Origin of the sequence: Vibrio sp. OPT46 (genome assembly GCF_015163535.1) — a bacterium.
GTDB lineage: Bacteria > Pseudomonadota > Gammaproteobacteria > Enterobacterales > Vibrionaceae > Vibrio > Vibrio alginolyticus.
Genome location: NZ_JADDYG010000189.1, coordinates 1 through 552, shown reverse-complemented (window position 1 = coordinate 552; position 552 = coordinate 1). Strand labels below are relative to the sequence as shown.

The following is a 552-nucleotide window of genomic DNA, read 5'->3' as shown; positions in this document are numbered from 1 at the left end:
AAGGAAGAGCTGACGTTACTTGACCTCCCACCAGTAAAAAGACGTTGGATTTCTCTCGACGTTTCGGAAGGAGAATCTCGAGATTACGAAGAGCTGGAAAGTAAGAATGTTCAGGTTTTTATAAGCTTCGCTGACAAAGGTGTTGCGGATCAATATGAATTGTTTGAGAAAGAACAAACGGTGTTGATTAGTACTCTGAATAAGCTTGAATTTTCCAATTTAGAAGAAAGTGAGTTTGGTTTGATGAACGTTCGTTCAGTGCGTGAGCCAACGGACGAAGAATTGAAATTATACGGCAAAGGTAAGGTTGCGAAGCTTATATTTAAGCCGGTGGGTAACGATGACCCAACTCTAATAAAAGCTGCGTGGGTACATGTGGCTCGATTTGATGGATGTACATCAGAACTGTTCGAAGATGATCTCAAGCCTTTTGAAGCAATTGACTACGATGACTCAGGATACTGCACCAGCGGCAGCACGATTCGTATGACTCGGTTCTTAATAATTGATGACTCGAAGATGGAAAAGGTAGAGTATGAGTTAGTAGCACCT

At 41.8% G+C, this 552-nt stretch carries 1 pseudogene; it reads left to right on the top strand.

Features of this window, described 5'->3' with window-relative positions:
- Positions 1-552 (top strand): annotated as a pseudogene (locus tag IQR33_RS08695) (cadherin repeat domain-containing protein); the annotation flags it as partial.